At 55.8% G+C, this 26,056-nt stretch carries 26 protein-coding genes; 19 read left to right on the top strand and 7 right to left on the bottom strand.

The features are described 5' to 3' along the window. The gene (gene ampH / locus INF86_RS19700; protein WP_022647200.1) at positions 1-1,161 is read right to left on the bottom strand and encodes a D-alanyl-D-alanine-carboxypeptidase/endopeptidase AmpH; all 1,161 of its coding nucleotides are present in this window, start codon (positions 1,159-1,161) and stop codon (positions 1-3) included. Positions 1,162-1,365: 204 nt separating this feature from the next. Between ampH and INF86_RS19695 the strand changes: the two genes are divergently transcribed. The 3 genes from INF86_RS19695 (at position 1,366) to INF86_RS19685 (ending at position 4,344) form a co-directional block, all read left to right on the top strand. Further along, entirely contained in the window at positions 1,366-1,899 is a 534-nt protein-coding gene (locus tag INF86_RS19695; protein ID WP_023305557.1) for an isochorismatase family protein, read from the top strand. A gap of 114 nt (positions 1,900-2,013) precedes the next feature. Further along, on the top strand, positions 2,014-3,234 hold the full coding sequence (sbmA, locus tag INF86_RS19690) for a peptide antibiotic transporter SbmA (RefSeq protein ID WP_193543843.1): 1,221 nt from the start codon (positions 2,014-2,016) through the stop codon (positions 3,232-3,234). Positions 3,235-3,246: 12 nt separating this feature from the next. Next, complete coding sequence (locus INF86_RS19685) at positions 3,247-4,344, top strand: DUF1615 domain-containing protein (protein WP_193543842.1); 1,098 nt, start codon at positions 3,247-3,249, stop codon at positions 4,342-4,344. Here the strand turns inward: INF86_RS19685 and INF86_RS19680 are convergent, their stop codons facing one another. Beyond that, complete coding sequence (locus INF86_RS19680; RefSeq protein ID WP_003859159.1) at positions 4,345-4,647, bottom strand: DUF2755 family protein; 303 nt, start codon at positions 4,645-4,647, stop codon at positions 4,345-4,347. Positions 4,648-4,895: 248 nt separating this feature from the next. Between INF86_RS19680 and INF86_RS19675 the strand changes: the two genes are divergently transcribed. Beyond that, positions 4,896-5,114 carry a DUF2754 domain-containing protein gene (locus tag INF86_RS19675; protein ID WP_022647204.1) on the top strand — a complete coding sequence of 73 codons (219 nt, stop codon included), beginning with the start codon at positions 4,896-4,898 and terminating at the stop codon, positions 5,112-5,114. Positions 5,115-5,117: 3 nt separating this feature from the next. Here the strand turns inward: INF86_RS19675 and ddlA are convergent, their stop codons facing one another. After that, complete coding sequence (gene ddlA / locus INF86_RS19670) at positions 5,118-6,215, bottom strand: D-alanine--D-alanine ligase (RefSeq protein WP_193543841.1); 1,098 nt, start codon at positions 6,213-6,215, stop codon at positions 5,118-5,120. A gap of 104 nt (positions 6,216-6,319) precedes the next feature. Between ddlA and INF86_RS19665 the strand changes: the two genes are divergently transcribed. The 5 genes from INF86_RS19665 (at position 6,320) to adrA (ending at position 10,677) form a co-directional block, all read left to right on the top strand. Next, positions 6,320-7,003: an extensin family protein gene (locus INF86_RS19665; protein ID WP_193543840.1), complete on the top strand. Its 684-nt coding sequence runs from the start codon at positions 6,320-6,322 to the stop codon at positions 7,001-7,003. Between the two features lie 169 nt (positions 7,004-7,172). Then, positions 7,173-8,396 carry a multidrug efflux MFS transporter gene (locus INF86_RS19660; RefSeq protein WP_063854076.1) on the top strand — a complete coding sequence of 408 codons (1,224 nt, stop codon included), beginning with the start codon at positions 7,173-7,175 and terminating at the stop codon, positions 8,394-8,396. Positions 8,397-8,595: 199 nt separating this feature from the next. Further along, the gene (iraP, locus tag INF86_RS19655; protein WP_003859148.1) at positions 8,596-8,856 is read left to right on the top strand and encodes an anti-adapter protein IraP; all 261 of its coding nucleotides are present in this window, start codon (positions 8,596-8,598) and stop codon (positions 8,854-8,856) included. Positions 8,857-9,150: 294 nt separating this feature from the next. Beyond that, entirely contained in the window at positions 9,151-9,471 is a 321-nt protein-coding gene (psiF, locus tag INF86_RS19650; protein ID WP_022647208.1) for a phosphate starvation-inducible protein PsiF, read from the top strand. A gap of 102 nt (positions 9,472-9,573) precedes the next feature. Beyond that, on the top strand, positions 9,574-10,677 hold the full coding sequence (adrA, locus tag INF86_RS19645; RefSeq protein WP_023305562.1) for a diguanylate cyclase AdrA: 1,104 nt from the start codon (positions 9,574-9,576) through the stop codon (positions 10,675-10,677). Between the two features lie 16 nt (positions 10,678-10,693). Here the strand turns inward: adrA and proC are convergent, their stop codons facing one another. Continuing rightward, entirely contained in the window at positions 10,694-11,503 is an 810-nt protein-coding gene (proC, locus tag INF86_RS19640; protein WP_038415461.1) for a pyrroline-5-carboxylate reductase, read from the bottom strand. Between the two features lie 97 nt (positions 11,504-11,600). On the opposite strand from proC, the gene INF86_RS19635 reads away from it, so the two are divergent. The 5 genes from INF86_RS19635 to ppnP all read left to right on the top strand — a co-directional run bounded on the left by INF86_RS19635 (position 11,601) and on the right by ppnP (position 14,237). After that, positions 11,601-12,059: a YaiI/YqxD family protein gene (locus INF86_RS19635; protein WP_022647211.1), complete on the top strand. Its 459-nt coding sequence runs from the start codon at positions 11,601-11,603 to the stop codon at positions 12,057-12,059. Between the two features lie 144 nt (positions 12,060-12,203). Then, positions 12,204-12,728 (top strand): shikimate kinase AroL, encoded by a 525-nt coding sequence (gene aroL / locus INF86_RS19630; protein WP_046620577.1) that lies wholly within the window; start codon positions 12,204-12,206, stop codon positions 12,726-12,728. Positions 12,729-12,772: 44 nt separating this feature from the next. After that, positions 12,773-12,964, top strand: coding sequence for a protein YaiA (yaiA, locus tag INF86_RS19625; protein ID WP_023305565.1), 192 nt, complete (start codon positions 12,773-12,775; stop codon positions 12,962-12,964). A gap of 236 nt (positions 12,965-13,200) precedes the next feature. After that, positions 13,201-13,878 (top strand): AroM family protein, encoded by a 678-nt coding sequence (locus tag INF86_RS19620; RefSeq protein WP_003859133.1) that lies wholly within the window; start codon positions 13,201-13,203, stop codon positions 13,876-13,878. A 71-nt stretch (positions 13,879-13,949) separates the two neighbouring features. Next, a complete protein-coding gene (gene ppnP, locus INF86_RS19615; RefSeq protein WP_003859131.1) occupies positions 13,950-14,237 on the top strand; it encodes a pyrimidine/purine nucleoside phosphorylase in 288 nt (95 codons plus the stop codon). 47 nt (positions 14,238-14,284) lie between these two features. On the opposite strand, the gene rdgC is transcribed toward ppnP, so the two are convergent. Next, positions 14,285-15,199 carry a recombination-associated protein RdgC gene (rdgC, locus tag INF86_RS19610; RefSeq protein ID WP_193543839.1) on the bottom strand — a complete coding sequence of 305 codons (915 nt, stop codon included), beginning with the start codon at positions 15,197-15,199 and terminating at the stop codon, positions 14,285-14,287. Between the two features lie 123 nt (positions 15,200-15,322). On the opposite strand from rdgC, the gene mak reads away from it, so the two are divergent. Further along, a complete protein-coding gene (gene mak, locus INF86_RS19605; protein ID WP_003859127.1) occupies positions 15,323-16,228 on the top strand; it encodes a fructokinase in 906 nt (301 codons plus the stop codon). A gap of 87 nt (positions 16,229-16,315) precedes the next feature. Here mak and sbcC read toward each other — a convergent pair whose 3' ends face one another. Continuing rightward, positions 16,316-19,447 carry an exonuclease subunit SbcC gene (sbcC, locus tag INF86_RS19600; protein WP_154051898.1) on the bottom strand — a complete coding sequence of 1,044 codons (3,132 nt, stop codon included), beginning with the start codon at positions 19,445-19,447 and terminating at the stop codon, positions 16,316-16,318. After that, entirely contained in the window at positions 19,444-20,649 is a 1,206-nt protein-coding gene (sbcD, locus tag INF86_RS19595) for an exonuclease subunit SbcD (RefSeq protein WP_032624766.1), read from the bottom strand. Before sbcD ends, sbcC begins: the two co-directional genes overlap by 4 nt. A 187-nt stretch (positions 20,650-20,836) precedes the next feature. On the opposite strand from sbcD, the gene phoB reads away from it, so the two are divergent. From phoB to proY, 4 genes are all read left to right on the top strand, one after another. After that, a complete protein-coding gene (gene phoB / locus INF86_RS19590) occupies positions 20,837-21,526 on the top strand; it encodes a phosphate response regulator transcription factor PhoB (protein WP_003859122.1) in 690 nt (229 codons plus the stop codon). A gap of 21 nt (positions 21,527-21,547) precedes the next feature. Beyond that, a complete protein-coding gene (gene phoR, locus INF86_RS19585) occupies positions 21,548-22,843 on the top strand; it encodes a phosphate regulon sensor histidine kinase PhoR (protein ID WP_023299433.1) in 1,296 nt (431 codons plus the stop codon). Between the two features lie 409 nt (positions 22,844-23,252). Continuing rightward, positions 23,253-24,572 carry a branched-chain amino acid transporter carrier protein BrnQ gene (gene brnQ / locus INF86_RS19580; RefSeq protein WP_003859118.1) on the top strand — a complete coding sequence of 440 codons (1,320 nt, stop codon included), beginning with the start codon at positions 23,253-23,255 and terminating at the stop codon, positions 24,570-24,572. Positions 24,573-24,653: 81 nt separating this feature from the next. Then, entirely contained in the window at positions 24,654-26,027 is a 1,374-nt protein-coding gene (gene proY, locus INF86_RS19575) for a proline-specific permease ProY (protein WP_017383160.1), read from the top strand. The last annotated feature ends 29 nt before the right edge of the window (positions 26,028-26,056 follow it).

The following is a 26,056-nucleotide window of genomic DNA, read 5'->3' as shown; positions in this document are numbered from 1 at the left end:
TCAGTTAGCGGCCGTAAGTACCTGCGCTTTATTGGCGCTCAGCTCGGCTACAAGGTTATTTACGCCATCACTCATATTCACGAAGCGGGTGTTCGGTGACCGGGTGACCACCACAAAAGCGCCCACGTTTGATTGCGGAATCATCGCCATGTAGGTGATGAATCCGCCACCCCCACCGGTTTTTTGAATAATACCCGGGCGACCATCTTTTGGCGCCATATATACCCAGCCCATGCCGAGGGCATCGGCTTTACCGGGAACATCCATACCGATGACGCGACGTAACTGAGCACGCTGGTAGATGAGCGTCTGCATTCGGTCGGCCTGATTACTGCGCGCGTAAAAATCCGATGAGAGGAACTGTTGCATCCAGCGCATCATGTCGCCAGGCGTAGAGTAAACCCCACCGCTGCCAATGGCTGCCAGCGTGTTATTACACGGGCTGGCCCCTTTTTCCGCCACCATCAGACGCTTGCACTGGTCCGGGGAGGGGGTGTAAGTAGTATCTTTCATCCCGAGCGGACGCGTGATTTGCTCTTCAAAAAGTTGAGGGTAAGGCTTACCTGATGCCGTTGCTAACGCGTCGGCCAGCAGATCAAACGCCAGGTTAGAATAGCCAGCCTGAGAACCCGGGGCCGATTTCAGCGTTGCGGTGCTCAGGTAGTTCCAGCGTTGTTCGCGAGTTGGCCAGACAAAGACAGGGCGATGCGCAGCGCCACCGGGCTGTTCTCGCGGCAGGGCGCTGGTATGGGTCGCCAGGTTCACCAGCCTGATCGGCGTTCCCTGATATGTCGGAACGCGAGCGCCGGGTGGCGCATATTTGCTGAGCGGATCGTCGAGTTTTACCACGCCCTGATCGAGCAATTTCACCAGCATTTCGCTGGTCATCAGCTTGGTTATCGACGCGACACGGATAACGGAATCCAGCTGCGGGCGAACGTTATTTCCCGGTCGTGTTTCACCGAAGCTGCGAAACACCCGCTGGTTACCGTCGATCACGACCAGCGCCATTCCCGTCGCACCACTGCCGTAATAAATAAGGTTCGCATAGCGATCGGCAATGTCAGAGGCCAGAACCGGTGCCGTCAGAGGCTGTGCTGCCTGGGCGGTGGACAGGCTCACCGCACACAGCGCGGCGAAAGAGAGCAGACAACGTTTCAACGAAAAGCATCCATCCAGTGAATAAGGAGAGTTACGGGTAGTTATACTACTAATCGGCGTCGGGCAATCGTCCGATTTGCATAACGATAGCGAGAAAAACGTAACCGTGGGTAAATTTGCACAATTTACTTACGGCCAGACTCCCATTTTGTGACATCGGGCTTATGATAGTCACCAGTTACATTCATTATTGCGGAGAACGGTATGTCTGAAAAGCGTGTGGTTTTGGTGGTTGATATGCAGAATGGGGTGTTTAAGACGCCGCGCCATCAGAGTGAGAAATGTGTCTCACTGATCAATCAGCTTACCCAGGCTGCTGAGGCCGTTATTTTCATACAGCATACTGAAGCTGGCGGGCTAGAGGAGGGGAGCGAAGGGTTTGCATTGCTGCCCGATCTCAACCAGCCGGCAGGGGCGTTTTACGTCACGAAGACCGCTTGCGATGCCTTCTATAACACTTCGCTCGAGGCACTGTTGCGCGAACAGGAGATCGATGAATTTATTATCTGCGGCTGCGCGACGGATTATTGTGTCGATGCCACCTTTAAAAACGGTGTCAGCCGGGGCTACCACATCACGGTTGCGGAGGATGCCCACACCACGGCCAATCGTCCAGCGGCCGATGCCCAGGTTCTGATCGCGCACTATAACGATGTCTGGCGTAACTTCATCGCCCCTGCCAACCCGCCTTCGGTGAAACGCACCGAAACAATTCTTGAAAACTGGAAAGCGAACTAATAATTCACCCGCAGGTCTGACTTTTTTGCCTGAGCCGGGAGGCTGGCCCAGGCAAGGTTTCGTGTGGCGATATGTTAAACACAGCAACAGCCATAACAACAAGAAGGAAGCACAATGTTTAAGTCTTTTTTCCCAAAGCCGGGGCCCTTTTTCCTGTCGGCATTTATTTGGGCACTGCTGGCTGTCATTTTCTGGCAGGCCGGTGGCGGCGCGTGGCTGACCCGTCTTACGGGGGCAACGGGCGACATTCCCATTAGCGCTGCGCGCTTCTGGTCCATGAGCTATCTGCTTTTCTACGCCTATTACATGCTCTGCGTGGGGCTTTTTGCCATGTTCTGGTTTATCTATTCGCCTCACCGCTGGCAATACTGGTCGATTCTCGGCACGTCGTTAATCATCTTTGTCACCTGGTTCCTGGTGGAAGTGGGCGTGGCAGTCAACGCCTGGTATGCGCCGTTTTACGATCTGATCCAGACGGCGCTGAGTTCGCCGCATAAAGTGACCATTAACCAGTTCTACCATGAGGTGGGGATCTTCATCGGCATCGCCCTCATCGCCGTGGTGATCGGCGTGATGAATAACTTTTTCGTCAGTCACTATGTGTTCCGCTGGCGTACCGCGATGAACGAACACTATATGGCGCACTGGCAGCACCTGCGTCATATCGAAGGTGCCGCACAGCGTGTGCAGGAAGACACCATGCGTTTTGCCTCTACACTGGAAGATATGGGCGTGAGCTTTATTAATGCCATCATGACGCTGATCGCCTTCCTGCCGGTGCTGGTGACACTCTCATCCCACGTTCCGGAACTGCCGATTGTCGGCCATCTGCCGTACGGCCTGGTCATTGCCGCGATTGTCTGGTCGCTGATGGGAACGGGACTGCTGGCAGTGGTGGGGATCAAGCTGCCGGGGCTGGAATTTAAAAACCAGCGCGTGGAAGCGGCCTACCGTAAAGAGCTGGTGTATGGTGAAGACGATCCCAACCGTGCGTCACCGCCTACCGTGCGTGAGCTGTTTGGCGCCGTACGTCGTAATTACTTCCGCCTCTATTTCCATTACATGTATTTCAATATCGCGCGCATCCTTTATCTTCAGGTTGATAACGTTTTCGGGTTGTTCCTGCTGTTCCCGTCCATCGTTGCGGGTACGATTACACTCGGTCTGATGACCCAGATCACCAACGTTTTTGGTCAGGTTCGCGGTTCGTTCCAGTACCTGATTAGCTCCTGGACTACGCTGGTGGAGCTGATGTCCATCTACAAACGTTTACGCAGTTTCGAGCGTGAGCTGGACGATAAGCATTTGCAGGAAGTCACCCATACATTAGGTTAAAAAGGAATTGCTATGCCATTTGCCGTACCACGTGCATTACCGCTGACGTTACTCGCCGCCGTCGTGCTGGCGGGCTGTGCCGAGAAAGGGGCTATCCCGCTCAAAGAAGGGGAGAAGCCCGTTGATGTGGCGAGCGTGGTGCGGCAAAAAATGCCCGCCAGCGTGAAGGATCGCAGTGAGTGGGCTGATGCGCTGGCAACGACCTTCAAAAGTCAGAAGATCGCGCCTACCGAGGAGAACATCTGCTCTGTACTGGCGGTGGCGCAGCAGGAATCGATGTATCAGTCAGATCCTGTTGTGCCTGGCCTGAACAAAATCGCCTGGAAGGAGATCGACCGCCGGGCCGAATCGATGCATATCCCGGTTTTCCTGGTACATACCGCCCTTAAAATCACCTCGCCAAACGGGAAAAGCTACAGCGAACGGCTGGATACGGTGAAAACCGAGAGGCAGCTCAGCGCCATTTTCGATGATTTCATCAATATGGTGCCGATGGGGCAGAAGCTGTTTGGCTCGCTGAATCCGGTACATACCGGCGGTCCGATGCAGGTAAGCATCGCATTTGCGGAAAAGCATACCGACGGCTATCCGTGGGATATCGACGGTACGGTGCGTCAGGAAGTCTTCTCCCTGCGCGGTGGGCTGTGGTTTGGGACGTATCACCTGCTGAATTATCCGGCCAGCTACGATAAACCGCTGTATCGTTTTGCCGACTTTAACGCGGGCTGGTATGCCAGCCGAAATGCAGCCTTCCAGAATGCGGTAAGCCGCGCCAGCGGTGTGAAGCTCGCTTTGGATGGCGATCTCATTGCATACGGCAGCAGCGAGGCAGGGTCCACCGAACGGGCAGTGCGAAAACTTTCGACGAAGCTGGAGATGAGCAACAGTGACATTCGCCGACAGCTGGAGAAGGGTGACAGCCTGGCGTTTGAGAAAACGGATCTGTATAAGCAGGTTTTCGCGCTTGCAGAGAAGAAAAGTGGAAAGGCACTACCCAGAGCCATTCTGCCAGGCATTCAGCTTGAAAGCCCGAAGATCACGCGTAACCTGACGACCGCCTGGTTCGCAAAACGCGTGGACGATCGTCGGGCTCGCTGTATGGGACTGTAATCAGTGGCGGTTGCGCCAGCGCAGCACGAGCGCAATCACGCCCAGAACCATGCTGCCCGCGAGGAAGGGAATGAGCCCGAATACGGTGCTCACGCCTAAACCGATTTCAACGCGCGGACGGCCGGTATCCTGTACCTGCATCAGATGCTCATACACGCCAGGGGCATGCACCAGCATGTTCAGCAGTTGGGTTCCTGCCCAGAAACAAAACAGAACAAACAGGGCATAGGCAATATTCCCCGCCGTGGAGGTTTTTGGTTGTTTTCCGCCAAAAATCGGTTTCGACAATGTAAAGTCTGCCATAAGACCTCCCGAAAATATCACTCTGTTTTAATACGCGTCGTACAGGGTGAGTGTGACAGGTCATAGCATTTGTCAATATCAGAATCGTGGGAAATTCGGCTCAGGATTTCTCCTGGATTGTCGATTTCTGCATCACGTCACAAATTGATAACATAAGTGAAACTACGCTGCTTTTCAGAATTTACGTATCCGCCACAGACGGCTTTATCAAACTGTGAGAGGATAGTTTTTTTTCTGCCGGAGTTGTCATGAAGCTCACTTCCAAACTACGCCGTGACTGGCATTACTACGCCTTTGCGATCGGGCTGATCTTTATACTCAACGGTGTTGTCGGGCTGCTGGGATTTGAAGCGAAGGGCTGGCAAACCTATGCGGTTGGGCTGGTGACCTGGGTAATCAGTTTCTGGCTGGCGGGATTCATTATCCGCCGTCGTCCCGATGAGACGACGGCAGAGAAAGCCGACTAACCGTCAGTTAACAGAGCTTTTCAGGGCGCTGTCAGCGGCGTGACGCTCCAGCGCCAGTTCAATCAGGCGGGTGATCAGTTCCGGATAGCTTATTCCGCTGGCCTGCCACAATTTCGGGTACATGCTGATATTGGTAAAGCCCGGCAGGGTGTTGATTTCGTTAATCACTACCTCGTTATCCGCCGTCAGAAACACATCGACGCGCGCCATCCCACTGCATCCCAGCGCCTGATAGGCTTCAACGGCGATCGCCCGGATCTTGTCGTTAACGTCAGGATCGAGCGCGGCGGGAACCACAACCTGGGCACCTTTGTCGTCAATATATTTGGTGTCGTAGGAGTAGAAGTCGCTATTCAGCACCACTTCACCACAGGTACTCGCCTGCGGGAAGTCGTTACCCAGTACGGCGCACTCAATTTCGCGCCCGTTAATTCCCTGCTCAACCACCACCTTGTGGTCAAACTCAAAGGCCAGACGAACGGCATCGTTAAACTGTGCTTCGCTGGTGACTTTGCTGACGCCGACGGACGAGCCCTGATTCGCCGGTTTCACGAACAGCGGCAGGCCGAGTTGCGCCTGGATCTGTGCGAAGCTGTGTTTATCGCGGTTGGCGCGAGTGAGCGTGACGAACGGTGCAATATTCAGACCGGCGTCGCGCAGCAGACGTTTAGTGACGTCTTTATCCATGCAGGCGGCAGAACCCAGCACATCGGAGCCGACAAACGGCAGGTTCGCCATCCGCAACATGCCTTGCAGGGAGCCGTCTTCGCCCAGCGTGCCGTGAACGATAGGGAACACCACGTCAATCTGTGCCAGCGCCTGCGCGTTCCCGGCATCGATAAGCTGTCCCTGTGCCACGCCTGGAACCGTTGCGACGCTGATATCAGAAGGATTAAGGGCGATGCGCGCCGGATCATCAGCGTGTAACAGATACTGGCTGGCATCGTTAACATGCCATTGGCCCTGTTTATCAATGCCCAGCAGCACCACGTCAAAACGGCTTTTATCAATCGCATTAACGATATTTTTAGCCGATTGCAATGACACCTCGTGCTCTGATGATTTTCCCCCAAAGACAATACCTACGCGCTGCTTTGCCATCTCACTCTCTTCCAGTCTGACGAAAAGCCAATAACATACCACGATGCCCGGCGGGTTTCGCGGCCTTCTGCCATAATGTTTTGAGGGATGTTGAAGGGGGGCGCGTGAAAGGAAAAGGTCTGCTTATTCTTATTGTTATTGCCGGGATCGCCACGGTGGGCTACCGCTGGTTGCCGCCGCATTACAACCCTTTCGTGCCGCTTACGCTTGACGATCCGCCTGGAAAAATAACCCAGTTTAAAGTCCGGCGCTTAACGCCGCAGGCGTGCGCAAACCTGTTAGCGCAGGCGAATCAACGCCAGCTTATCCGTACCCAGGCGGTCGCTGACAGCGCCGGTGAGTGTCCGCTGAGTAACGTGGTGCGCGTGCGCGATTTTGGCCCGGTCAGCCTCAACGGCAGCTTCCTTGCCAGTTGCCCGCTGGCGTTAAGCTCGGCGCTGTTTGTCAGCCAGCAGGCCCGGCCGCTCACCAAAACCTGGACCGGCAGCGAGCTTACGCGTATTGAACATCTGGGCAGCTTCGCCTGCCGCAATATCTACAGCCGCCCGGATGCGCGGCGCAGCGAACATGCCACGGCGGATGCGCTGGATATCAGCGCTTTCAGGCTGGCAAACGGACAGCGTGTTACCGTCCTCAACGGCTGGAAAGCGGAAAAGACGCAGCCCTGGCTACAGGCGCTGCTGTCGGCAAGCTGCGGCTATTACGGTAACGGTCTGGGGCCGGACTACAATGCCGCCCATGCCAACCATTTCCATCTGGGAATGCGCGGCTATGGCTTATGTCGATGAAGCATAATCTTCCGCCGAAAATTGGATAGATTGTGACTTATCTCACAAATATGATGACTGGGAAGATAAAACACCAAAGTCTGCAAGGCCGCATCTCTGGCGCTATGTCATTGCGCGTAACTTGCTAATCTGTCGGCGAATTCGCCTAAAAATGAAGACTATTTCTGTTATGGAATCCTGGAAAGTTAACCTCATTTCAGTCTGGTTCGGCTGCTTCTTCACCGGACTGGCTATCAGCCAGATATTGCCCTTCCTGCCGCTTTACGTGTCGCAGCTGGGGGTCACTTCCCATGAAGCGCTCTCTATGTGGTCCGGCCTGACGTTCAGCGTGACGTTTCTGGTGTCCGCCATTGTGTCACCGATGTGGGGCAGCCTTGCGGATCGCAAGGGGCGCAAGTTGATGCTGCTCCGCGCCTCGCTGGGGATGGCGATAGCCATTTTGCTCCAGGCCTTCGCCACCAACGTCTGGCAGCTGTTTATTCTGCGGGCGATAATGGGGCTGACCTCCGGGTACATTCCGAATGCCATGGCGCTGGTGGCCTCACAGGTACCGCGCGAGCGGAGCGGCTGGGCACTCAGCACGCTTTCCACGGCCCAGATTAGCGGTGTAATTGGCGGCCCCCTGCTCGGCGGCTTCCTGGCTGACCATGTTGGGCTGCGTGCGGTCTTTATCATTACCGCCATCCTGCTAACGGTCAGCTTTCTGGTCACCCTTTTTCTGATTAAAGAGGGCGGTCGGCCTGTCGTCAGCAAATCAGAACGCCTGAGCGGAAAGGCGGTTTTCGCCTCGCTACCTTATCCTGGCCTGATGATTAGCCTTTTTGTGACAACGATGGTGATCCAGCTCTGTAACGGCTCGGTGGGACCGATTCTGGCGCTGTTTATCAAGTCGATGGCACCGGACAGCAGCAACATTGCTTTTCTGAGCGGGATGATTGCCGCCGTGCCGGGCGTGTCGGCGCTGATGTCCGCTCCGCGTCTGGGGAAACTGGGCGACAGGATCGGTACGGCACGCATTCTGATGGCAACGCTCATCATTGCGGTGCTCCTTTTCTTTGCCATGTCGTTCGTCACGACACCGCTTCAGCTCGGGGTGTTGCGCTTCCTGCTTGGCTTCGCGGATGGTGCTATGCTGCCTGCTGTACAGACGCTGCTGGTGAAATATTCCAGTGACCAGGTAACCGGCCGCATTTTTGGCTACAACCAGTCGTTCATGTATTTAGGCAACGTAGCGGGCCCGCTTATTGGTGCCTCGGTCTCGGCGATGGCGGGTTTCCGCTGGGTATTTGCCGCGACGGCGGTGGTGGTGCTTCTTAATATCATTCAACTGGCCTTTGCCTTGCGCCGTCGCCGGCGAATCGCTGAGGCAAAGTCAGGCCGACAAACACGATAATATATTATTAATTCTTATGATGGCCGCATTTTTATATAACGAAATGCGGCTCCTGTCTTTTAGAAAAACGTTTCGCTTGCGCTCCGAAATATCTTTTTTGGCAGCAATGTCACTTTTGCATAAGATAAAACCAATCCATGCTTTTCATTATTCAGTGAGGGTGTTAATTTCAGGGGAAATCACATAAGGACATAGCACCATGAAAAATCTCATTGCTGAGTTGTTGGTTAAGCTTGCCCAAAAGGAAGAAGAGTCGAAAGAGCTGGTTGCCCAGGTCGAGGCGCTGGAGATCGTTGTGACGGCGCTGTTGCGACAGATGGCAAAACCAGAGCAGGAGGCGTTGATCGACAACGTTGAAGGCGCGCTGGAAAAAGCTCGCCCTGATTCACAGGTGCCTGCAGAGGACGCGGAGCTGCTTCAGCAATACGTAAAGAAGCTTTTAAGGCATCCTCGCAGTTAACCCGCCAGAGGTGAAATGACGTGTCACAGAATTGTCATGCAGGATGCCTGGCGTCGCTCTGTTTTTATTTTTACCCTGTTACCATAGGGAAATTAAAATGAAGCAGAGCACACTTTTCACCGCATTAAACTCGCTCGTAATTACCTCCTCCGTTCCTGCGAAACCGGTTAATAATAATCGCGCTGCGACGGGACTGAAATAACCCTGAATCACGGTGAAAATCATGGCCGCAGGGTGGTTTTTTTCCCGTAACGAACCAGACTTAACGTGGAACTTCACATAAAGGATGGTGCAATGAAAACAACAATACTGGTTACCCTGCTCTCTGGCCTGTGTCTGATCGCCTCAGCACATGCGGAAGAGAAAACGTTAACGCCCCAGCAGCAGCGCATGACGACCTGTAACCAACAGGCGACCTCGCAAAGTCTGAAAGGGGATGCCCGTAAAACGTATATGAGCGACTGCCTTAAAAATGGTACGACCAAACCGGGTGAAAAAAGCCTGACCCCGCAGCAGCAAAAAATGCGCGAGTGCAATGCCCAGGCGACACAGCAGATGCTGAAAGGCGACGATCGCAGCAAGTTTATGAGCGCGTGCCTGAAAAAACAGGCGTAGTGCTAATGGGTGAGTCACGGCTGTGGCTCACCCAAAATTTCATACTTTCCCCGCTATCCCCCTCTCTATAATTTGGGAAAATGTTTCAGAATATTCCCAAAAATGATGAATGATGAGTTTTATGACAATCACGAGAACATTCGGGAAGCGTGGTATCAGCAGCTTTCTCAGGATGACTCATACCGTTCCGGTCTGCGATTTGCCCGGCGAATACGGCTGGCACGCATCGTTGGTCTGGCGGCGCTGTTTGTTCCGCTTGCCAGCGTTCTGGTGAGTCAGCTTCTTTCTGGCGTCTGGTGGTTGTTATTGGTGGGCTGGGTCTTTGTCTGGCCCCATCTGGCCTGGCAGCTGGCTTTTCGTTCGACCTGCCCCCACAGCGGTGAAATCGTTAATCTGAAAATCGATGCCATCATTGCTGGCGTCTGGATGGGATTAATAGGGTTCAATGCGCTGCCAACGGCAGCGCTGATCGTGATGATCGGCATGAACATGATGGGATCGGGGGGATGCCGCTTATTTCTGACAGGACTTGCGCTGCTTGCTCTGTCTGCCCTGCTCACCGTGCAATCCACGGGTACTCCTGTGCTATTGACCTCTGAACCGCTGGCGTTGTGGCTGACGCTCCCCGTGCTGGTGGTCTACCCCATGCTGTTTGCCTGGCTCAGCCACCGCACGGCGATCCGGCTGGCAGAGCATAAGCGTCGGCTTGAGCTGATGAGTACCCGCGACGGAATGACCGGCGTGTTCAATCGCCGTCACTGGGAAACGTTGCTGCGTAACGAATTTGAGGCCTGCCGTCGCAGCCATCGACAGGCGACGATACTGCTCATCGATATCGATCACTTCAAGACGATCAACGACACCTGGGGGCATGACGTGGGGGATGAAGCGATTGTCGCCATCACGCGCCAGCTTCAGCTGACCCTGCGCGCAGGCGATTATATTGGCCGCTTCGGGGGAGATGAATTTGCGGTGATCATGTCCGGCACGCCTGCCGACAATGCGATTGCGGCGATGGCGCGCGTCCATGAAAGGCTGGTCAACATGCCGCTGCACGGAGCGCCTATGGCGAGGTTGTGTATCAGCGTTGGGGTTGCCCCCTGGGGGGCGCAGTTCACGCACTATCGTGAATGGCTAAAGGCCGCGGACGTGGCCCTCTATAAAGCCAAAAATGCCGGACGGGGTCGCACCGAAGTGGCCGCCTGACGCCCGGCGTAATGCATCAGGACTTACTCAGCTTCTCTGATTTTTCCATGCATTTTTCCATCGCCTCGATCACGGCGGAGCGGAACCCGCGCTCTTCCAGCACGCGCACGGCTTCAATGGTTGTGCCACCCGGCGAGCACACCATATCTTTCAGTTCGCCCGGATGTTTACCCGTTTCCAGCACCATTTTGGCCGAGCCCATCACCGCCTGCGCCGCAAATTTGTAGGCCTGCGCGCGCGGCATACCGCCAAGTACGGCGGCATCGGCCATGGCTTCGATAAACATAAAGACATACGCCGGGGCAGAACCACTCACGCCGACAACCGGGTGGATCATCGGTTCGGCAATCACTTCCGCTTCGCCGAAGCAGCGGAAAATGTTCAATACATCCGCCACCTCTTCAGAAGTAACCAGCGCGTTCGGGGTAACGGAGGTCATACCGGCATTTACCAGCGACGGGGTGTTTGGCATGGCGCGAACAATCTTACGGTCGTGCCCCAGCGCGCGGGCGAGCTGGTCGAGGGTCACGCCTGCGGCAATCGACACCACCAGGCTCTCTTTGTTCAGGCTGGAGGTGATCTCGCTCAGGACTTTAATCATGATATTCGGCTTAACGGCGCCAAAGACAATGTCCGCCACCTGAGCCACTTCCTGCGCGCTTTCGGCGGCGTTGATACCATACTCATCACGCAGCGCCGCGACTTTATCCGGGGATGGGGTATAGACCCAAATCTGCCCTGGCAGCACCTGGCCGCTGGCTATCAGTCCACCGAGGATAGCTTTACCCATGTTTCCGCAGCCGATAAACCCGATTTTCTTATCCATCACGTCTCTCCGTTATTATGCGTTGTTATCTCTCATTGATAGCTTAACAACGAAATGCAGGCGACAATAGTCGCCAGAATCATAATGGGGAGACACTATGGCGATTTGGGTTGATGCGGACGCGTGTCCGAATGTGATTAAAGAGATTTTATTCCGCGCCGCCGAGCGGGTGCAGATGCCGATGACGCTGGTGGCGAACCAGAATATCCGCGTGCCGCCCTCCAGGTTCATTCGTTCTCTGCGCGTGCCGGCCGGGTTCGACGTGGCAGATAATGAGATAGTACGCCTGTGTGACGCAGGAGATCTGGTGATCACCGCGGATATCCCGCTGGCTGCCGACGTGCTGGCGAAGGGGGCCGCGGCGCTTAACCCGCGCGGCGAGCGCTACTCTCCGGCAACGATCCGGGAGAAGCTCACCATGCGTGATTTTATGGATACCCTGCGTTCCAGCGGCGTGCAAACCGGTGGGCCGGACAGCCTGTCGCAGCGCGATCGCCAGCAGTTTGCCGCCGAGCTGGATAAATGGCTGCTGGAAGTGAAGCGCCGCCCGGCGTAGCCCACCTCCGGGCTGTTTTGTGGTACAGTGTGGCTTCCACAGGCTTGTCATTCCGTACCGCTTTGCAGTAAAGTTAGCGCAACATCTTCTGCAATCATTTCTTTACAGCCTTCAGTTATCCGGCAGCAAGGGGAACACCTGGTTATGAACCCACCCATCTTTTTAGTTGGCCCTCGCGGCTGTGGGAAAACCACCGTTGGTCTGGAGCTGGCGCGTCTGTGCCAGAGTCAGTTTGTCGATACTGACCACTGGCTCCAGGAGAATGCCGGTAAGACCATCGCCGATATCGTGGAGAATGAGGGGTGGGAGAGCTTTCGTGCGCGCGAAACGGCCACGATGGAAGCGGTGACCGCACCGTCGACCGTGATTGCGACCGGTGGAGGCATTATTCTGGCGCCGTATAACCGCCAGTTTATGCGCGAAAAGGGTGTCGTAATATACCTCTGTGCCCCGGTTTCTACGCTGGTGGGGCGGCTGGAGGCGTTTCCGGAAGAAGGGCAGCGCCCGGCGCTGACCGCGAAACCGCTGAGTGAAGAGGTCAGCGAGGTCCTCGCCGAACGCGATGCACTGTACCGCGAGGCGGCACACCACGTTGTGGATGCGTCAGCGTCACCCGAGAAAGTTGCGATTCAGATTATTACCGCCCTGCGTTTGGCTTGCGCCAGCTGACAGCCGTCTATACTCATAGCTCAGACATAAAAAAAGGATGAGCTATGCCAACCAGACCTCCCTATCCACGTGAAGCCCGCATCGTTACCGTTGAAAAAGGTAATAGCGATCAGACCGTAACCTGGTACCAGCTGCGTGCCGATCACCCTAAACCTGATTCGCTGATCAGCGAACATGAAACCGAACAGGAAGCGCTGGATGCGAAACGGCGCTATGAGGATCCTGAGAAGTCCTGACAGGAATCCGAATTCGTTACAACCGTGCCTGAATCACACTTTTAACATATCGCTGATGTTAAGCAGCAGTTAATATTTAGTTATTACAGGTGGATTCGGAAAGGCCAGTCGATCTTTACATTACGGTGTAGAGATCCCCTGCTACCCTTGGTGCTGTTTTGTTGAAAAAATGAACAGTGCAGCGTAGTGAGCCTGTACTTGTGTGGCAGTTGTGGTAGTAACGGAAGGCGATCAAAATGAAGGCGACGTTGGCGATCCTCACGATTGGTGTGGTCCCTGTAAGCGAAGTATTACCGCTCTTAACCGAGCATGTCTCTGAACAACAAATTACGCATCTCAGTCTGTTAGGGAAGCTGAGTCGGGAAGAGGTCATGGAAGACTACGCAGTCGGGGAGGGGGAAGATCCCCTGGCAACGTTACTCAGTGACGGTAAACTGGCGCACGTGTCACGCCAGAAAATTGAGCGCGCGCTACAGGGTGTGATCGAAGTGCTCGACAATCAGGACTATGACGTCATTTTGCTGATGAGCACAGCACCCGTTAAAGGACTCAGCGCGCGTAATGCCATTCTGCTCGAACCGATGCGGATTATCCCCCCGCTGGTGGCGTCAATTGTTGATGGTCATCAGGTGGGCGTTATCGTTCCCGTAGAAGAACTGCTGGATAACCAGACGGTGAAGTGGGCCGCGCTGGAGCACACCCCGTTGTACGCGCTGGCAAACCCGTTCTGGGACAGCGAAGCGAAGCTGATTGCGGCCGGGCAGGAGTTGATCGACAGAGGGGCGGATGTCCTGATGCTGGACTGCCTGGGCTTCCATCAACGGCATCGTGATTTACTGCAAAAGGCGCTGGATGTTCCGGTGCTGCTCTCTAACGTCCTGATGGCGCGTCTGGCGTCAGAATTGCTGGTGTAATGATTTTGCGTGACAGGTCATGAGCATGGCCCCTATAGTGGATTTTTCTCTATAAATATAAGGGCCAGTTCATGCTTCAAAGTAACGAATACTTTTCCGGTAAAGTGAAATCCATTGGTTTTACCAGCAGCAGCACTGGCCGCGCCAGTGTCGGCGTCATGGCGGAAGGGGAATACACCTTTGGCACCGCAGAAGCGGAAGAGATGACGGTGGTCAGTGGTGCGCTGAACGTCCTGCTGCCGGGTGAAACGGAGTGGAAAGTCTATAGTGCCGGGCAGGTGTTCAACGTGCCGGGCCACAGCGAGTTCCATTTGCAGGTTGCAGAGCCAACCTCTTATCTGTGCCGCTATCTGAAATAAAAGCATGCCGGGTGGCGCATTCGCTTACCCGGCCTACGTTTTGCCTGTCAACGCTGCGCTTCGCCGCCGAGACCTTCCACCAGGTTCTGGATCAGCGCCGCCAGCTCGCCGGTCATCAGGATAAAGTCTGCGTCAAAGCGCTGAGCATAATCTTCGCGGTCGATATCTTCGTTCTGATCGCGCAGTTCATCGCAGAATTTAAGGCGCTTCACGGAGCCGTCATCACACATCACAAACTGAATGCGCTGCTGCCAGTCGAGTGCCAGTTTAGTCACCACTTTGCCCGCTTCAATGTGCACGGCGATCTCGTCGCTCACCAGATCCTGTTTCTTCGCGCGGATCACGCCGCCATCTTCCAGCAGCGCTTTCAGCTCTGCTTCATCAAGGATCTGGAAGCCCTGCGCGGCAGTCCCGCTGCGCACCCACTCAGTCAGGGTCAGCTCAATCGGCGTCTCCAGTGCCAGCGGTACCACCGGTAATGAGCCAAGGCTCTTACGCAGCAGCGCCAGCGTATCTTCCGCTTTTTTGGCGCTGGCGCAGTCGACCATGATCAGCCCGTTCACGGTGTCGATCCACATCATGGTCTGGCTAAAGCGGCTAAAGGCGCGCGGCAGCAGCAAGTGCAGCACTTCATCCTTCAGTGAATCTTTTTCGGTTTTTTTAAGCTTACGGCCCTGTTCAGCTTCCAGCTTGAAGATCTTCGCTTCGAGCGCCTGCTTCACCACAGGCGTCGGCAGGATCTTCTCTTCTTTGCGGGCGCAAACGATGATTTGCCCCGTGCTGCTGGCGTGGGTCAGCGCATCGCTTTGAGAACCCATTGGCGGAACCCAGCCGGTTTTTGCCATATCCTGGCTACCGCAAGGGGTAAAGGAGTAAGCGGCTAACTGTTTTTCCATCTCTTCTGCACGCAGCGAAACGTCGCGGCTGAGACGGTAAACCATCAAATTTTTGAACCACAGCATGATAATTTCCACGGCCTTGTCGTTAAATCAGCGGGCATGATAACGAATTGTCGCATCGCTTGCATTGCTAATCGGGAAGTGGGCTTCTACTCTGTTGATAATCAAAATAATGAGGAGTGTCTTGTGCGTATTGGGATTGATTTGGGCGGCACCAAAACAGAAGTTATTGCGTTGAGCGAGCAGGGGGAGCAACTGTTTCGCCACCGTCTGCCTACGCCGCGCGATGATTATCACCAGACCATAGAGACGATTGCCCGTCTGGTCGATATGGCAGAGCAGGCAACGGGCGAGACGGGCACGGTCGGGATGGGGATCCCCGGCTCCATTTCGCCGTATACCGGCGTGGTGAAAAATGCCAACTCTACCTGGCTCAACGGTCAGCCGTTTGATAAAGACTTAAGCCAGCGTCTGAACCGGGAAGTGCGTCTGGCAAATGACGCTAACTGCCTGGCGGTCTCTGAGGCCGTAGATGGCGCAGCGGCTGGCGCGCAGACCGTATTTGCGGTCATTATCGGTACCGGCTGCGGGGCGGGCGTGGCCTTCGGTGGGCGCTCGCATATTGGCGGCAACGGCACCGCAGGTGAGTGGGGGCACAACCCGTTACCGTGGATGGACGAAGATGAACTCAAATACCGTGCCGAGGTGCCGTGCTACTGTGGCAAGCAGGGCTGTATTGAGACTTTTATTTCCGGCACGGGGTTTGCCACCGATTATCATCGTCTGAGCGGCCAGCCGCTGAAAGGCAACGAGATTATGCGTCTGGTTGAGGAACAGGATCCGGTGGCTGAACTGGCGCTCAGCCGCTACGAAATGCGGTTGGCTAAATCACTGGCGCATGTGATCAATATCCTCGATCCGGACGTGATTGTGCTGGGCGGCGGCATGAGCAACGTTGACCGGCTGTACGCGACGGTGCCAACGCTGGTGAAACAGTGGGTATTTGGGGGCGAATGCGAAACGCCGATCCGCAAAGCCGTCCATGGAGATTCCAGCGGTGTGCGCGGCGCGGCGTGGCTCTGGCCGGAATAAACGCAAAACGGCAACTTGCGTTGCCGTTTTTGATGTTTGTACCCTCTCCCACAGAGAGAGGGCCAGGGTGAGGGCAACATCCCCCATTTACTGCACCGCAAACTCCCTGTCCAGCCTGCTATACCCTAGCCCGTTTATCTTCTTCACCTTGATCTGCACCGGAATACGTTCTTTCATTGCCTCTACGTGGCTGATCACGCCGATGGTTTTCCCGGTGGCGTTCAGCGCGTCGAGCGCATCCAGCGCGGTGTCCAGCGTTTCGCTGTCGAGCGTGCCGAACCCTTCATCCAGGAAAAGCGAGTCAATGCGCGTTTTGTGACTGACCAGATCGGAAAGCGCTAAAGCCAGCGCCAGACTGACGAGGAAACTTTCCCCGCCGGACAGGGTACGGGTATCGCGTACCGCATCGGCCTGCCAGGTATCAACCACCTCCAGCTCCAGCGCGTCGCTGGCTTTACGCTGAAGCAGATAGCGGCCATGCAGACGGTTGAGCTGCTGGTTGGCAAGCCACACCAGGTTATCCAGCGTCAGCCCCTGGGCGAATTTACGGAATTTATCGCCGGTGCTGGAGCCTATCAGCGCATTGAGATAGCCCCAGTCGTCAGCCTGACGCGCCGCCTCCTCAATCTGCTGCATAAGCGCCTGCTGGTGCAGACGGTTATCACCGTCCTGCTTGAGCTGCTGGCGGATCTCCCCCTGATGCGTGGTGTTTTCACGAAGCAGTTGCGCCAGCTGGTGTAACTGCGCCTGAAGGGTTGCGGCGTCGGTTTCCAGCCCCTCGGGGCGCTGTGCCTGATGCGCCTGAAGCTGCTGGTTTGCCTGTACGGAGAGCGCCGTGGCCTGCTGGAGCTGGTTCTCCAGCGTCTGCTTTTGTTGTTCAAGCTGGCGGATCGACGCTTCATCCAGCAGGGCGGAGAGAAATGCCTCCTGACTGGCAAAGCAGCTCGCGGTCAGCGCGGCGCTGAACTGAGCCTGCGACTGCTGAAGCCGTTCACGCTCAAGCGTCTCCTGCTGTTGTAGGGTGGTGAACTGGCTTTGTAGCGACACGCATTCGTCATGGATGCCGCGCCAGTTCTCAGGGATAACCGCGTCGGCTTCTGCGTCATCAGAATCCGGCAGCGTCTCCAGGATGGGCATCAGGGCGTTAATACGTTCCTGAATCGTACCGTGCTGGGCCTGTTTTTCCTGCCAGCGGGTATATTCAGCTTCGCGTGCGCTCAGCCAGGCGCTTTCGGCCCCTTCATCGGGCACGCTAAGCGACAGCGACTCTAGCGAGGCCGCCAGCGCCTGACGCGTCGCCGTCAGCTGCTGCTGGTACTGGCGCGCCTGATCTTCCTGTTCATTGAGCTGGTTTTGCAGCGTCAGACGCTGGCTAAGCTGATACAGCTGGCGTTCATACTGCTCCTGTTCACTCATCCAGGGGGCAATATCATCCTGAATATTCAGCGCTATGTTCAGGGAGGCGCAGACCTCCAGCCACTCTTTAGTGAATGCTTGCTCTTCCTGAGAGAGGGCCTGTACTTCCTCTGTCTCGCGCTGGATCTGTTGGGTGAGCGCATTCACCTGCCCGAGCACCAGCAATCCTTCCTCTTTTAGCGCGGCAACCTCTTTCTCCAGCGCGTCGCGGCGGCGCTGATTGTCGGTCAGTTCAAGCGCCTGATACTGCACAACTGCCGGGTGTTCGCTTGAACCGCAGAGCGGGCAAGGCTTACCCGCTTCCAGCTGAGCACGATAGTTCTCAAGATCCTTGATTGTTGACTCACGCTCACAGAGCGCTTTCAGGTCGGCAAGGTGCTGATTTTTCTCTTTGAACTGCTGACGCCGCAGGATCAGCGTTTCATTGAGCTTAGCCTGCTCAGCCTGCGCTTTCTGCACGCTTTCCGCATTATGGCGCAGCCGTTTTTGCAGCGGCTGATAGCGAGCGTGAAGCGCAGTCAGACGCTGGCGGAGCGCCCGCGATTGCGCCTGTTGCTCCATTGCCGTCGCGAGATCCTCAGCCGTCAGCGTCAGCGTACTCTCCGGCATCTCAGCCAGTTTCTGACGAAGCTCAGCCATACGCGCTGACTGGGCCACAAGCTGATTTTTATCGCGACTCAGTTGCGTAAAATGCGCCCGCCAGCCGGCAATTTCCTGCCCCCACTGACGGAAACGATCGTGTTCGGTTAGCCACTGCGTCAGTACCGTGTGCTCTTTCTGCAACTGTTCACGGTTGCGCAGCGCACCGTTGCGAATACGCGAGCGCTGCGCCGCTCTGTCGAGTAAGCGAGTGTTTACTTCAACAATTCGCGCTGTTGTCTGCGCCAGGCGGGTGGTCTGCTCCTGCTGATACTCCCACAGCGGACGTAGCTGGGCGGCGGGCTGTGCCAGCTGGAGCTTCGCCAGTTGCGGCGCGGCGTCCGTCAGAGCCTGTTGCGCCTGCTGCTGCGAAGCGGCTGCGCGTTGCTGCTCACGTATCAGCTCGTCGTTACGCGTAAGCCACTGAAAATCTTTCTGTTGGCTCTGCTGCTGTGCCAGCAGGATTTTTTCTTCGTCAGTAAGTGCCTGCAAACTTTGCTGCAAGTGCTGCTGCTGTTCCTCGCTCAGCAGCACAACGCCTGCGGCCTGCGCTTCGCACATCTCCAGCGCGTTGCGTGCCGCTTTGTGTTTTTCAAAAACCATGGCGGAAATGTGGCCGTAAATTTCCGTGCCGGTCAGTTCCTCCAGCAGCTCTGCCCGATCGCTCGGTTTAGCGTTCAGGAAGGCGGCAAACTGCCCCTGAGAGAGCAACATCGAGCGGGTAAAGCGACCATAGTCCAGCCCGGTGAGTGCGGCGGTTTGTTCCAGCTTATCCGTGACTTTATCGGCCAGAATTTTGCCGTCTTCGCAGCGGGCCAGCTCAACGCGCGGTGCCTGTAAGTTCCCGTCTGGCTGGTTGCGGGCGCGGTTCTGGCTCCAGAAAGCGCGATAAGCAACGCCTTTGACCTCAAATTCCACTTCAGCCAGGCATTCGGCGGTATCGCGCGTCATCAGGTCGTTTTGTGCCTGAGAGACCTTATTAAGACGCGGTGTTTCGTGGTAAAGCGCCAGGCAGATGGCATCCAGCAGCGTGGTTTTACCCGCGCCGGTTGCGCCGGTGATGGCAAACAGCCCATTGCTGGCGAAAGGCTCCGCGGTGAAATCGATTTTCCACTCACCCTTTAGCGAATTCAGATTTTTCAGACGCAGGCTCAGAATTTTCATGCGTTTTCGTCCTCGTCATTGAGGGAATGCAGGGTATGGGCAAACAGCTCGTTAAGCCTGGTGCGCCTGGCCTCGTCCACTTCTTCATGCGCAAGCCGCCGCGCGAACACCTCTTCAACCCGAAGTTCGCTAAGCGTTTCACGCTGGGCGTTCAGCAGAATTTTCTCGCGCTGCTCGCGGCTGCGACGTACCAGCAGCACCTCCACAGGAAGGTCTTCCGTCAGCGTCTGAATTTTACGCTGCATATCGTACAGGTAGTCATCGGTGGCGATTTCGATATCGAGCCAGACGGGGGGATTAAGCACTGCGCCGCGCCACTGCTCAAGCTGAGCGGTAATGGCGGCCAGATCGCCTTTCAGCACTGCCAGCGGCTGGGTGACCGGCACCTCAAGCGTCTCAACGGCGCTAAGTTTGCCTTCGGTGAAGCTCACCAGATGCACGGATTTGGCTTTGCCCGTTTCGTCAAAACTGAGGGAAATGGGCGAGCCGCAGTAGCGAATATGCTCGCATCCCCCGACGATCTGGGCCCGGTGAATATGCCCGAGGGCAATATAGTCGGCGGGAGGAAAGTTTTGCGCTGGAAACGCGTCCAGCGTACCGATATAAATCTCGCGCACCGCGTCACTCTTACTGGCCCCGACGGTGGTGAGGTGCCCGGTGGCAACGATAGGAATGGCCTGTTCGCCGCGCAGGGCGCAGGCTTCCGTATGCTGCTGGTGATAATAGCGGGTGATGGCCTGCAACAGATGCTGCTGTTTTTCGCTCCCGGACAGGCCTGCCTGGCTTTGCACGATATCGCGCGGGCGTAAAAACGGAATTGGGCATAGCACCGCGCCCGGTGTGCCGTCACGTTTTTTCAGGATCTGCGGCGCGTGTCCGGCGCTGGCCACCACGGTGGTATTGAGGAACGCCAGAATATCGCGGGATTCATTCAGCGTCGCCACCGAGTCATGGTTTCCGGCGACAATCACCAGGTGACAACCGGTTTGCTGGAGGTTGACCACAAAACGGTTGTACAGCTCACGCGCATAGCTCGGCGGCGATCCGGTATCAAAAATGTCGCCCGCCACAATAATTGCGTCCACCTCGTGAGCCTGAGCCGTCTCCAGCAGCCAGTTCAGGAACGCTTCATGTTCCGCGGCGCGGCTTTTGCTGTAAAAATTTTGACCCAGGTGCCAGTCTGAGGTGTGAAGTATGCGCATAAGAGATCCGTGGCAATAATAAGAAAGCAGGATTATAAACGTTCGGGGAACGGAAAATAACCGCTGTAATAAAACAACAGTTTGCTATTTATCGTGGTAATGTTTTTCATAAATCTGTCATAAATCTGACGCATAATGACGCCGCATTACAGACTTGTAACTTAAATACGATAAGACAGGGCAAAGTATGGCGAGACGTATTCTGGTCGTAGAAGATGAAGCTCCGATCCGTGAAATGGTGTGCTTCGTGCTTGAACAAAATGGCTTCCAGCCGGTTGAAGCGGAAGATTATGACAGCGCGGTGAACCAGCTGAATGAACCCTGGCCCGATCTGATCCTGCTGGACTGGATGCTGCCTGGCGGTTCCGGATTGCAGTTTATCAAGCATATCAAACGCGAGGCGATGACCCGCGATATCCCGGTGGTGATGCTGACGGCGCGCGGTGAGGAAGAGGATCGCGTGCGCGGTCTGGAAACCGGCGCGGACGATTACATCACCAAACCGTTCTCCCCGAAAGAGCTGGTGGCGCGTATCAAAGCCGTGATGCGCCGTATTTCACCGATGGCGGTGGAAGAGGTGATTGAGATGCAGGGCCTGAGCCTGGATCCTACCTCACACCGGGTCATGACCGGTGAAAATCCCCTCGATATGGGCCCCACCGAATTTAAACTCCTGCACTTCTTTATGACACACCCGGAGCGCGTTTACAGCCGCGAACAGTTGCTGAATAACGTCTGGGGAACTAACGTCTATGTCGAAGACCGAACGGTTGACGTCCATATTCGCCGCCTGCGTAAAGCACTGGAACTGAGCGGCCACGATCGCATGGTACAGACGGTCCGCGGCACGGGTTATCGCTTCTCGACCCGTTTCTGAACAATGACAGGAGTGTGACGCGTGCTGGAACGTCTGTCATGGAAAAGGCTCGTCTTTGAACTGATCTTATGCTGTATTCCGGCCCTCATTCTGGGGGCTATTTTTGGCTATCTGCCGTGGTTTTTACTGGTGGCCGTGACGGGGTTGCTCGTCTGGCATTTCTGGAATTTACTGCGTCTTTCCTGGTGGCTGTGGGTCGACAGAAGTATGACACCCCCGCCGGGAAGCGGGAGCTGGGAACCGCTACTCTACGGCCTGCACCAGATGCAGATGCGTAATAAAAAGCGCCGTCGTGAGCTGGGAAGCCTGATAAAACGCTTTCGCAGCGGCGCGGAGTCGCTGCCGGACGCAGTGATCCTGACGACGGAAGAAGGGACCATCTTCTGGTGCAATGGCCTCGCACAGCAGCTGTTGGGCCTGCGCTGGCCGGATGATAACGGTCAGAACATCCTCAACCTTCTGCGCTATCCCGAGTTCACGCTGTATCTGAAAACGCGTGATTTTAGTCGTCCGCACAATTTGAAGCTCAATAACGGTCGCCATCTTGAAATTCGCGTGATGCCCTACAGCGATCGGCAGTGGCTGATGGTGGCGCGGGATGTCACCCAGATGCATCAGCTTGAGGGCGCGAGACGTAACTTCTTTGCCAACGTCAGCCACGAGCTGCGTACGCCGTTGACGGTGCTTCAGGGCTATCTGGAGATGATGCAGGAGCAAACGCTTGAGGGGGCGCCGCGTGAGAAAGCGCTGCATACCATGCGGGAACAGACGTTCCGCATGGAAGGGCTGGTCAAACAGCTACTAACGCTTTCAAAAATTGAGGCTGCCCCGTCGCTGGCGCTAAACGACATCATTGATGTGCCGATGATGCTGCGAGTGGTGGAGCGCGAAGCCCAAACGCTGAGCCACAATCAACACACCCTGAGTTTTGATGTTGATAACACGCTGAAAGTGCTCGGCAGTGAAGATGAGCTGCGAAGCGCTATCTCAAACCTGGTCTATAACGCCGTGAATCATACCCCGACAGGGACGCATATCGCGGTGCGGTGGCAGCATACTCCGGCAGGGGCTGAGTTTAGCGTCGAGGACAACGGGCCGGGGATTGGGCCTGAACACCTCCCGCGTCTCACCGAACGGTTCTACCGGGTGGATAAGGCGCGCTCGCGGCAGACCGGCGGGAGCGGACTGGGGCTGGCAATTGTGAAGCATGCCGTCAGCCACCACGAAAGCCGGCTCAATATCGAAAGCACCCTGGGTAAGGGCACGCGCTTTAGCTTCGTGATTCCGGAACGATTAATTGCCAAAAAAAGTGCCTGACAGCGTGTGTGTCAGGCTACCTTTCCACGGGCCAGCGATTGCTGGCCCGTTTGCTTTGCAGTCAAGCGAAACGCGAGTGAATATTATACGGCTGGTGCTTTTTTGTTCGCATGATTAGCCATGAGTTTTTCTTATACATGGCATATTATTTTGGTCTGAATTTTCATGCTGGCATATTGTTCTGGTTTTACGATCCCTTCTTGCCTTTAAACGTTATAAGCGTTTAAATTGCCCCCCATATACTGTCAGACCGACTGTATTTGCGTGGTAAATCGAAAAACTATTCTTCGCCACGCCTGGACGGGAGCATATCCCGCTGAAATTGAGCAAATTTTCCGCTGTATCGTCCCGTCAGGGAAGGCGAAAATCTCAACGTATTCAACACCACACCCACAGGCAGTAAGGTTTTATGACCCATCACTTGAAATCGCGTGACATTATCGCGCTGGGCTTTATGACATTTGCGCTGTTCGTTGGCGCAGGTAACATCATTTTTCCTCCAATGGTTGGCTTACAGGCGGGTGAACACGTCTGGACGGCTGCGTTTGGCTTCCTGCTTACTGCCGTGGGCCTGCCGGTACTGACCGTTATCGCGCTGGCGAAAGTCGGTGGCGGTGTGGACAGCCTCAGCACCCCGATTGGCAAAGTGGCTGGCGTTCTGCTGGCAACCGTCTGCTATCTGGCTGTTGGCCCGCTGTTCGCAACCCCGCGTACGGCGACCGTCTCCTTTGAAGTGGGTATTGCCCCGCTGACCGGTGACGGCGCGATGCCGCTGTTTATTTACAGCCTCATTTACTTCGCCATCGTGATTCTGGTTTCTCTCTATCCGGGCAAACTGCTGGATACTGTGGGTAACTTCCTGGCACCGCTGAAAATTGTGGCGCTGATTGTGCTGGCGGTTGCGGCCATCGTCTGGCCTGCGGGGCCCATCAGCTCCGCGATGGACGCCTACCAGAACGCGGCGTTCTCAAACGGTTTCGTGAACGGCTATCTGACGATGGATACGCTTGGCGCGATGGTGTTTGGTATCGTTATCGTTAACGCCGCGCGTTCCCGCGGGGTGACCGAAGCGCGTCTGCTGACTCGCTACACCATCTGGGCTGGCCTGATGGCCGGTGTCGGCCTGACGCTGCTGTATCTGGCGCTGTTCCGTCTGGGTTCAGATAGCGCAACGCTGGTCGATCAGAGCGCAAACGGCGCGGCGATCCTGCATGCTTACGTGCAGCACACCTTTGGTGGTGCAGGCAGCATGCTGCTGGCGGCGCTGATTTTCCTGGCCTGTCTGGTGACGGCGGTGGGTCTGACCTGCGCCTGCGCGGAGTTCTTCGCTCAGTATCTGCCGCTTTCTTACCGCACGCTGGTGTTTATCCTCGGCATCTTCTCCATGGCGGTGTCAAACCTCGGTCTGAGCCACCTGATTCAGGTCTCAATTCCGGTGCTGACGGCGATCTATCCGCCATGTATCGTGCTGGTAGTGCTGAGCTTCACCCGTCCGTGGTGGCATAACTCCACGCGAATTATTGCGCCAGCCATGTTTATCAGCCTGATTTTTGGTATCCTTGACGGGATCAAAGCATCAGCATTTGCAGAAATCCTGCCAGCCTGGACACAGCGTCTGCCGCTGTCCGAGCAGGGCCTGGCCTGGCTGATGCCTTCCGTTGTAGCGCTGGTTCTGGCGATTATCTGGGACCGTGCGGCAGGGCGTCAGGTGACATCCAACGCCCATTAATCAACGGCAACAAATTGTTTAACCACGGGGCTTAAGGCCCCGTGGTTTTTTGTTTTTTTCGTGTTGAATGGCAAGATTTTAATGGAAAGCACTAACAAACTTAAACGTGGATTGAGCACCCGCCACATCCGCTTTATGGCGCTGGGCTCGGCTATCGGTACCGGTCTTTTTTATGGCTCGGCAGATGCCATCAAAATGGCCGGTCCAAGCGTTCTGCTGGCCTATATCATCGGCGGAGTGGCGGCGTATATCATCATGCGCGCCCTTGGCGAAATGTCGGTTCACAACCCCTCTGCCAGTTCCTTCTCCCGCTACGCGCAGGAAAATTTAGGCCCGCTGGCCGGGTTTATCACCGGCTGGACCTACTGCTTCGAAATCCTGATTGTTGCCATTGCCGATGTGACGGCGTTTGGTATCTATATGGGGGTCTGGTTCCCCGCCGTGCCGCACTGGATCTGGGTGCTGAGCGTGGTGCTGATTATCTGCGCCGTTAACCTGATGAGCGTGAAGGTGTTTGGCGAGCTGGAGTTCTGGTTCTCCTTCTTCAAGGTCGCGACCATTATCATCATGATCCTCGCCGGTTTCGGCATTATCATCTGGGGTATCGGCAACGGTGGACAGCCAACCGGCATTCACAACCTGTGGAGCAACGGCGGCTTCTTTAGCAACGGCTGGCTCGGGATGGTCATGTCGCTGCAGATGGTCATGTTCGCCTATGGCGGAATCGAGATTATCGGCATCACCGCCGGGGAAGCGAAAGATCCGGAGAAGTCTATTCCGCGTGCCATCAACTCGGTGCCGATGCGCATCCTGGTGTTCTACGTGGGCACGCTGTTTGTGATTATGTCCATCTACCCGTGGAACCAGGTGGGCACCAACGGCAGCCCGTTTGTCCTGACTTTCCAGCATATGGGCATTGCGTTTGCCGCCAGCATTCTCAACTTTGTGGTGCTGACCGCCTCGCTGTCGGCCATCAATAGTGACGTGTTCGGCGTGGGCCGTATGCTGCACGGCATGGCGGAGCAGGGCAGTGCGCCGAAGGTGTTTGCCAAAACGTCGCGTCGCGGTACCCCGTGGGTAACGGTGCTGGTCATGACCGTGGCGCTGCTGTTCTCGGTCTACCTGAACTACATTATGCCGGAGAACGTCTTCCTGGTGATTGCGTCGCTGGCGACCTTTGCGACGGTGTGGGTGTGGATCATGATCCTGCTGTCGCAGATTGCGTTCCGTCGCCGCCTGTCGCCAGAAGAGGCCAAAGCGCTGAAGTTTAAAGTGCCGGGCGGCGTGCCAACGACCATTGTCGGTCTCATCTTCCTGGTCTTCATCATTGGCCTGATTGGTTATCACCCGGATACCCGTATTTCCCTGTACGTGGGCTTCGCGTGGATCGTCCTGCTGCTGGTGGGCTGGATGTTTAAATGTCGCCGCGATCGTCAGCTGGCGGAAGCACAGTAACATTCTTTTCCCCTCTCCCCGTGGGCTGA

Source organism: Enterobacter cloacae complex sp. I1M, assembly GCF_014982425.1.
Taxonomy (GTDB): Bacteria; Pseudomonadota; Gammaproteobacteria; order Enterobacterales; family Enterobacteriaceae; genus Enterobacter; species Enterobacter intestinihominis.
The sequence above is the reverse complement of the archived record's forward strand: the minus strand, read 5'-3'. Positions and strand labels throughout refer to the sequence as shown.